Raw genomic sequence first — 8,124 nt, forward strand, 5'->3', positions numbered from 1 at the left:
GATATCTCCAATATAGTTAAGTAGTATTGGCATGTACTCCCACGCATCCTGCACTTTTTCTACGTTAAACTGATTTTGTTGAAATTCTCTTAATTTCATTATAACTTGTTCTCTCTCTTTACTCATAATAACCTGCCCCTTCAAAATAGTTATAAACACACTTATTTTACGCAATGAAATAATGAGTGACTATTTAAGTCCCGTGACTATACTGGCAATTGAGAAACTTTGATCAACTAATATAAATCATAACAAAACAACTCTGACATATACTTGTCAGAGTTGTTCTTGCGACTATAATATTTTTTAATAATCACAAATGCACCATTACTGTTGAAAATCAACCTAGCTGTTATATAAAAGATACGAAACGAATTATCACTTGTGTTTCCTTAATAGGTAACTATCCTTAACATAGTCCAGATAAACTTTACTAGCTTCTTGCGCCATTTTGTGGAATAAGAAAATCCATCTGATGCAGAGCCAGAGGATTATAAATAAGTAGTAGATACAACTCAACTTCTGTTTAATATTAGATCAACGGCTAACCTTTTGTCTTTAAAGGTTAGATTAGATAGTTTTAATAATTATAAGTATTCATAGTGAATGAAATTTGTCATCACATCTAAAAATACAAGAAACGATAATAAAGGTGTGTTTCTTTTGAATATAAAAGTCTTTATGATATTCACCTTAATTTTTTTATGCTTGATTTCTGTTAATACAATTTTAGCATCAGAGGATAGTACAATAGCTGCAGAACTGACTATTGAAGTAGTGACTGCCAATCGACCTTCCGAACAACAAGCTGCTACTCCTATAAAAGGTGCAAGATCGATCGTAATAAATTCTTTAGGGGAGATTATAGCAACAGCATTAACAAATTCCGAAGGAAAAACAACGGTGTCAATTAAAGTACCAAAAGACCCCAGATTTCCTATGATAAATATGGGCGAAGTAACCGTGATTTCAGTTGCAAATGGTTATAACGAATATATAAATTTTAGTGTCTCTATTAATGAACATAACAATAAAACTGGGAAAGCGACAATGCGACTTTCGGAGATTGATCCGGATTTGAGAAATGAACCTGATTACATATATGGAAATTTTCATCGATTCACCGTTTTTGAGATGTTAGATTATTATGCTGAAAAAGTTGGTCTAGTTAAACAAGAGATCAATGATTTATCTGGGTCTACTCCTCCTTGGAGTTCGCAATTAAAAAACTAGACAAACTATGATCCAAAACAAAAGTTAAACTTGGCCCAGATTATCCTTGTGTTTTCTAAAGCAACAATCTTTACGAAAAAAGCCAAACATCAATGCAAATCGTTTGAATACGAATCAATAATAATTACAGGTAGAATAATACCTCTAAGAAAATAAACTTTAGAGGTGAATTTATTGCGATTTATAATCTTTTTATTTTCACTAACCCTTTTTTGTAATAATTCCGCAATAGCAGCCACAAAACAACCCAATCCTTTAGAAAGTCAGTTAATATCTTTTATGACAGGTTTGCACGTACTCGAACCAAAACAAGCCGTTGAATTATGGATATTAGGTGTGAATAATCGAAGCGGTGCTATTCAATATGCAATGTTGTCCCCTTCTCTTCAGAAAGAATCAAGGATAAAATTTGAGCAAACTCACTGGGGGACAGGTCAGTCAAGCCCATGGGTTAGTAATTTTCGTTTTAGCAAAATAGAAAAGCTTAGCGAATCCAGAATGCGGTATACCGTTAAATATGACTTAGAGACATCATATGCAGGTTTTGGTAGTGGGCAGAAAATTATAACCGTGGAAAAGAATCTAGAACCATTTAGAATGTATTGGTTTATTTCTTCAATAACAACGAAATATAATCAATGGGAAGCGTTTACCCCGGCCGAGACAGTTTTAAAATAGAACATTGAAGTTTATCCTTTTTGATAAAAAATCAAAATCAATTAAAGGATTAAGTTTTTGAATAAAATCACTTAAACTGACAAGTGAGTTTATAAAAATAGAAAATAAATTAGACCACAACATTTTAGACTTATCTAAAATGTTGTGGTCTTTTTAATATCAAACGTTATACTTACCTAACCTATAGATAACCATGTTTATTATGTTAGGCCTTTACTGTTGAACTAACGCTACAAATTAGCCCAATATTTATTAATTGACTCCTTTACATTGGATGCGACTTTCTTCATCAGAAATACTTTTTCCCTAGAGTTATGTATAATGGCACATATCTATATTTCAGATATGCGCCATATCGTATTATAAGGTCAGCAAGTTACCTGGCTGACCATTCTTTAATAAATTTTATCCTTTAGGTAGTCGGGATAGCCTTAACTATATTCTTGCGCCATATTGTTGAATAACAACCTATTTTTGCTACTAAAAAAACCAACTATTCTTCCTGATATTCCTTGATCCTAAACTAGCAAAAAAATAAACAAAAGATTAATCACAATAATTTTTTTAGTTCGTAAGGAATGAGATTATTTTTTTATTTACAACTTCAGATTTCTGCATTGGGAATCCGTGTGTTCCACCAATTATACTTGCTTTAATATTGGGGCTAATATTGTTGAATTTGTCTATAAGTTGATTATGTATTTCTTTTTTATAAATAGGATCTTTATCTCCAATTAAAAGTAAATAAGGTACTTTAAGTTTCATAAAATCATCATCTGAATATACGATAATTTTTGTACCTCTTGCCCATCCTTTGAAATTCTTCATTCCTACAGTAAACAATAAAAAAGCAGGGTTAGGATAATTATTATTATCCTTGCCACTTATCCATTTTAAAAATTGATTGATTTTTTTATCTTTCCCACTAAATAATGCAGGAAGGAGCTTTATATAAAAACTAATAGTCAAAGGTGAAATAGTTCCTGCCGGAGACATTGTTACAACTCTCTCAATACGGTTAGGAAAATTCATTGCAAAGGCAGTTACTAAAAATCCTCCATATGACCAACCAACCAGATTGGTTTTTTCCAAGTTTAATGCATCTAGTACTTCTACTAACCATTGTAAATAGTCTGTTAGAGTTATTTTTATTCTGTTACTTTCTGTCCTATTTGGTTCTCCGATTAAGTCAATACAATAAATATCAAATTGCTTAGAGAGCCCTTCTAAATTTTCATGCCAAGCAATGGAGGTGAATCCCATGCTATGTAACATCAATAACTTCGGACTATTTTCCTTTCCACAGCGGATAACGTGAGTATTACCAAAGTTTGTTCCAATATACTTGCTTGTAAATGGTGTAGTTAGTTGAGATAAGGCTCGATCATATATTTGTAGATACTCGGATTTCTTTTTTTCACTTCTGAAAAGTTCAATCTGTTTATCCATCCCATCTTCTCCCCCATTAAGAGTTAATCAAAATATATCCATTAATTAAAGATGAGTTCTACACCTAAACGTCTGGTTCAGTTCTAACACCACAAATTATGAAGAATGATGCTTTTTAATTTGTAAAAAGCGCCAAGATTGCTGAAGATTACTTGAGTGTCTATTAGCTGGTCTCGTATTATAAGGTCAGCAAGTTACTTGGCTGACCATTCTTTAATAGATTTTATCCTTTAGGTAGTCGGGATAGCCTTAACTATATTCTTGCGCCAATTTGCGGAAGATCACTCTATTTATATTTCAATTTTAAATATATTAATACTGCCATTAAAAATTCTTGTTGTACATTGTGATCTATATGATGGAATAGTAATTTAAAGCAACACCTGTCTGAATTTCTTTCTGATAGATAATGCAATAACCTTCTTCTCTGTTTTTCATCATTAAAATAGTTCATTTAGTCACTATAAAGTTCCCTTTTTCATGATGTATATATTTCGTTGAACGTATAAAAGCACTGATGATAAAGAGTAGTCCGATTAATAGTAAAGCGCTTGAAAGTACTATGATGCTATAAACCAAGTCTGGTGCATATAATATTGCAATGTGATAGGAACCAATCACAAATATAGGAAAATAGAAACCTACTGCCGCTGCTCCGAGGAATATTATAGGGAATAGAATCAGTTGGAAAATTATTTTGATTCTGTTTATTTTCATAGTAAATACTAACTTAAATTGTCTAAACCTCCACACCATTGATAAAACGTATAATGTTATAAGACCCAATAATCCCGATGCAACAAATAAAATAACCTTCGCTAATTGGTACTCATCTTCTTTCCACGATGCTGCCTGTTCTAATTTTTTACCCAAGATGTTATTCTTAATATTCTCACTGATTGAATGAGTGACATCATTTTGGGAATTTGATAGTAAGGCAAACCCAAGACTGTAATCTGGAAACAAATACACGTCTGCTGTAAAGTTAGGATTATCTCCACCATGATCTATCACCTTAGTATTCGCTTCTTGAGAGATTTCCCACCCATAACCATATTGTTCATTATCAGAAATAGAGAAGGTTTCCATAAACAATTCGCGTACTGCCTCACTTGGAATTACTTGACGTCCCTTATATTGTCCATCATGTAGTAATGTAGTTATGTAACGTCCAATATCTTGCGCATTACTATATATTCCTCCCGCTGCAACCGTTGGATATGGATCAGTATAATCAAATGGTTTGTTCTTACCTCCTTCTAAGCGATGACCTACAGATAAATTATTTAAATTAGAGACCTTTGTGTAAAATCCAGTTCGTTCCATCCCCATTGGCTGGAATACTAACTTATTCATCGCTTCTTGATAATTCATACCTGATACTTTTTCAATGATAAGACCAAGCGTCCAATAGTTAAAATTAGAATACTCAAAATTTTCTCCAGGTACAGAAACAAGTTTAATTTCTCTAATTCTTTTTACTTGTCTTTCTAATCCATAATTTGAACTATCTTCAATTTCAAGTCCATATGAGTTGGTTGGAATCCCACTACTGTGTTGCAACAATTGACGAATAGTCACCTGTTTTGAAAGTTCTTGATTTTGAGAAACAAACCATGGCAAGTACTCTACCACGGTCGCATCAACATCCAGCAAGCCCTGTTCAGCTAATTGCGCAACGGCCAAGGCAGTCATCGACTTAGATACAGAAGCAAGCCCAAAGTTCGTCTGCCCGTCAACTTTAATATCGCTTCCAATTTTTTGGCTTCCAAACCCCTTCATATAAACAGGTTCTGCATTTGCAATTAGCACAAAGGCCATACCAGGGATTTTATGCTTGTTCATTTCTTGTTCTATATACTCTTCTAATTGAACCAAATCAACATTTTCAATCGCATTCTTTGCTTCTACATTGTTCATTGCTGAAAAGAACAGACAAATAATTAAGAATATTCCTAATATTATTTTTTTCACCTTTAACCAACTCCCTCCTGCACATGTATTAACTCTTATAATTAATACGTATTAAACATTTTTTGGTTTCAAAATAGAGGTAGCGTCAGGATTATGCAAGTATCTTTTTCTAACTCTTCAATATAAAAACCTCTTTGTAGGTAAACTATTCATAAAATTCCTCATGCCGACCGCAATTGCAAATCCTGCTTTTTTGAAATTCCTGAGTGTAGCTGATAATGCAGTCAGCATAATTACAATAAAATGATTAATCAATAATATTTGTTGTTAAACAATATGGCCTAAATCATAAATACAGGCGCATCTCTTAGAGAAATGCCCCATTTAATTGAGTAAGCTTTCTATATCTACCCACATTGGCAAGTAAGTTCCTCTATCTCTATTTTCATCAGTGTATTCTTCACCTTTCCCAGTTCCAAATGTTCCAGCAATGATTTGAGAAAGAAAAAAGTATTGTGTTCCATTAAATTCAACTTCTGAAATGCATAAGTTTGACTTCTACTCCTAATTCTTCTAAGACAACCTGTTTATTTTCAATTATTATTAGTGAACTTCTATCTCTCATAGCCGCCTCCACATTATCAACAAACCCTCTTCCTCAATTAAAAGAGCGATCACACTTTGCTGCTTCAATAAGCATTTCAATAAATTATCCCTTAATCGATGTTTAATATGATTTAGTTTTTTATTAAGGGAATCAATTTATCATTTTCTATAGGTGATGAAAGCACTATTAATGTAGTTGAATCTCCGAATGTGCCCATCTCATTAATTGCAACTTCTAGCGCTTGAAGAGTTTCTGTAACAACTTTTACCAAAAAATTATATTGCCCACTTATCCTATGTAATTCGATTACGTCGTTTGATTCATTACAAAATTGCACAAAACTTTCACACCCTTTGGTCTGGAATAAAACAAAGGCTGTTATAGGCTTGTTTATTTTTCCAGGTCTAACTATAGCCCTATAATGATCAATGATCCCCTTTTCTTCCATTCTTCGAACTCTTTCAGTAACTGCTGGTTGAGATAATGCTACCTCTTTTCCCAGTTCCGTCATCGAAATTCGACCTTTCTCCTGTAGAACTAGGAGAATTTGTTTATCTAAGTTATCCATATATAAGACCACCTTTATTTTATAAGTGAAATATATAAAAATAAATGAATTTAAAAGCACCTGACCAATATTAACTTTAGTGTTCTATATATTTACTTACTTTCATTATATAAAATTATACAAGAAGTTAATACCATTATAAAGGAGTTATGAACATGGAAAAAAATGATCTATTAAATCAAATTAAAATCATTAATTGGAACCTTAGAACAAAAATTGTTATGGCTCCAATGACACGTAGTTTTGCTAACAATACTTCTGGCATTGTTGGTGAGGATATCGTTGCTTACTACCGAAGACGCGCCAAAGATGGTGTAGGTCTTATAATAACAGAGGGTATTAATCCCACTCTTAGGGGCAAAGGAACATTGGGTGTGCCAGGGTTGTATACAGAAGACCAAGTAAATGCTTGGAGAAAGGTAACTGGTGCTGTTCATGAGGAAGGAGGAAAAATTGTTGCGCAGCTCTGGCATGTGGGAAGATTAACACACCACGACCTGACTGGGGGATTCGCTCCTCAAGCACCCTCAGTTGTAAAAGCAGATGGTCTTGTCCATCGATTACGTAAGCCTTACGAAACTCCTGAAGAAATGTCTTTGAATGATATAAAAAAAGTGATTCAAGATTATGCTTCGGCTGCAAGAAATGCAGTTAAAGCAGGATTTGATGGAGTTGAAATACACGGAGCGCATGGTTACTTAATAGACCAATTCAATTCTGAAGTTACCAATAAACGGACTGATAAGTATGGGGGTGATATATTCAATCGATTGTTATTTATGAAGGAAGTATTAAATGCAGTTATTAACGAAGTGGGTAAAGATAAAACAATCATTAGATTTTCTGAAATTAAAGATGATATCCCAAGTTATAGATGGACCAATCCTGAAGAGAGTGTAAAGGCTTTTATACAATTATTTAATGAAGTTGGAATCAAAATTCTTCACCCATCAACAAATGATTTTACTGAGAAAGTTGCTAATGATATGACCTTTCATCAGCTGGTGAGAAAATATTGGGATGGAATCATTATAGGTGTAGGAAATTTAAATCCAGAAATTGCTTCTAATGCTATTAGAGAAGGTACAATTGATTTAGCTGCATTTGGACGCCCTTTACTTGCTAATCCTGATTTCGTTCAAAAAATATTAGAAGAAAGACCCATTAAACCCTATGAAGCTGTAACTGATTTAAAATACTTGAATTAGAAGACTTAAAATGTGAGTTGATCTTTTCTTGATCAACGTATCCGTTATTTGGAAGAACATTAATTTATTTATCCTTGCAGCCTGACATTTTTTAATCAACTATCCTGCGCCGTTAATTTAAGTAAATTTCTTCACAATCTCCATACGAATATTAACATTATGGTTTTATTTGAAAGTCTTATTCCATTATCTGGCCCTAAAATGAATAATGGCACATATCAATATTTCAGATATGCGCCATATCGTATTATAAGGTCAGCCAGGATTTTTCTGGTTGACCTATTTTAAATAGGTAATATCCTTAAAATAGCTAAGATAGCCTTTACTATATTCTTGCGCCATTTTCTTGAATAACTCATGAGAATATATTAGATAGGTTTTTCCACTTTAACAGAAAAGCTGTACGGATTCTATTCGTTCTTTTTCTTTTTCCAACCCTTTAACATCTCTTCATCTATTTCTGCAAT

At 33.0% G+C, this 8,124-nt stretch carries 6 protein-coding genes; 3 read left to right on the forward strand and 3 right to left on the reverse strand.

Annotated elements, in window-relative coordinates:
- Positions 1 to 663: 663 nt before the first annotated feature.
- Positions 664 to 1,233 carry a hypothetical protein gene (locus tag JM172_RS23625; protein ID WP_214484838.1) on the forward strand — a complete coding sequence of 190 codons (570 nt, stop codon included), beginning with the start codon at positions 664 to 666 and terminating at the stop codon, positions 1,231 to 1,233.
- 174 nt (positions 1,234 to 1,407) lie between these two features.
- Complete coding sequence (locus JM172_RS23630; RefSeq protein WP_250886862.1) at positions 1,408 to 1,911, forward strand: hypothetical protein; 504 nt, start codon at positions 1,408 to 1,410, stop codon at positions 1,909 to 1,911.
- A gap of 564 nt (positions 1,912 to 2,475) precedes the next feature.
- On the opposite strand, the gene JM172_RS23635 is transcribed toward JM172_RS23630, so the two are convergent.
- The 3 genes from JM172_RS23635 to JM172_RS23650 form a co-directional block, all read right to left on the reverse strand.
- Positions 2,476 to 3,360: an alpha/beta fold hydrolase gene (locus JM172_RS23635; RefSeq protein WP_214484839.1), complete on the reverse strand. Its 885-nt coding sequence runs from the start codon at positions 3,358 to 3,360 to the stop codon at positions 2,476 to 2,478.
- A gap of 450 nt (positions 3,361 to 3,810) precedes the next feature.
- Positions 3,811 to 5,334, reverse strand: coding sequence for a serine hydrolase domain-containing protein (locus tag JM172_RS23640; protein WP_214484840.1), 1,524 nt, complete (start codon positions 5,332 to 5,334; stop codon positions 3,811 to 3,813).
- A 677-nt stretch (positions 5,335 to 6,011) separates the two neighbouring features.
- Positions 6,012 to 6,449: an Lrp/AsnC family transcriptional regulator gene (locus JM172_RS23650; RefSeq protein WP_214484841.1), complete on the reverse strand. Its 438-nt coding sequence runs from the start codon at positions 6,447 to 6,449 to the stop codon at positions 6,012 to 6,014.
- Positions 6,450 to 6,604: 155 nt separating this feature from the next.
- Between JM172_RS23650 and JM172_RS23655 the strand changes: the two genes are divergently transcribed.
- Positions 6,605 to 7,657, forward strand: coding sequence for an oxidoreductase (locus JM172_RS23655; RefSeq protein WP_214484842.1), 1,053 nt, complete (start codon positions 6,605 to 6,607; stop codon positions 7,655 to 7,657).
- Positions 7,658 to 8,124 lie beyond the last annotated feature (467 nt).

The organism is Bacillus sp. SM2101 (assembly GCF_018588585.1).
In the GTDB taxonomy this organism is placed as follows: Bacteria; Bacillota; Bacilli; order Bacillales; family SM2101; genus Nanhaiella; species Nanhaiella sioensis.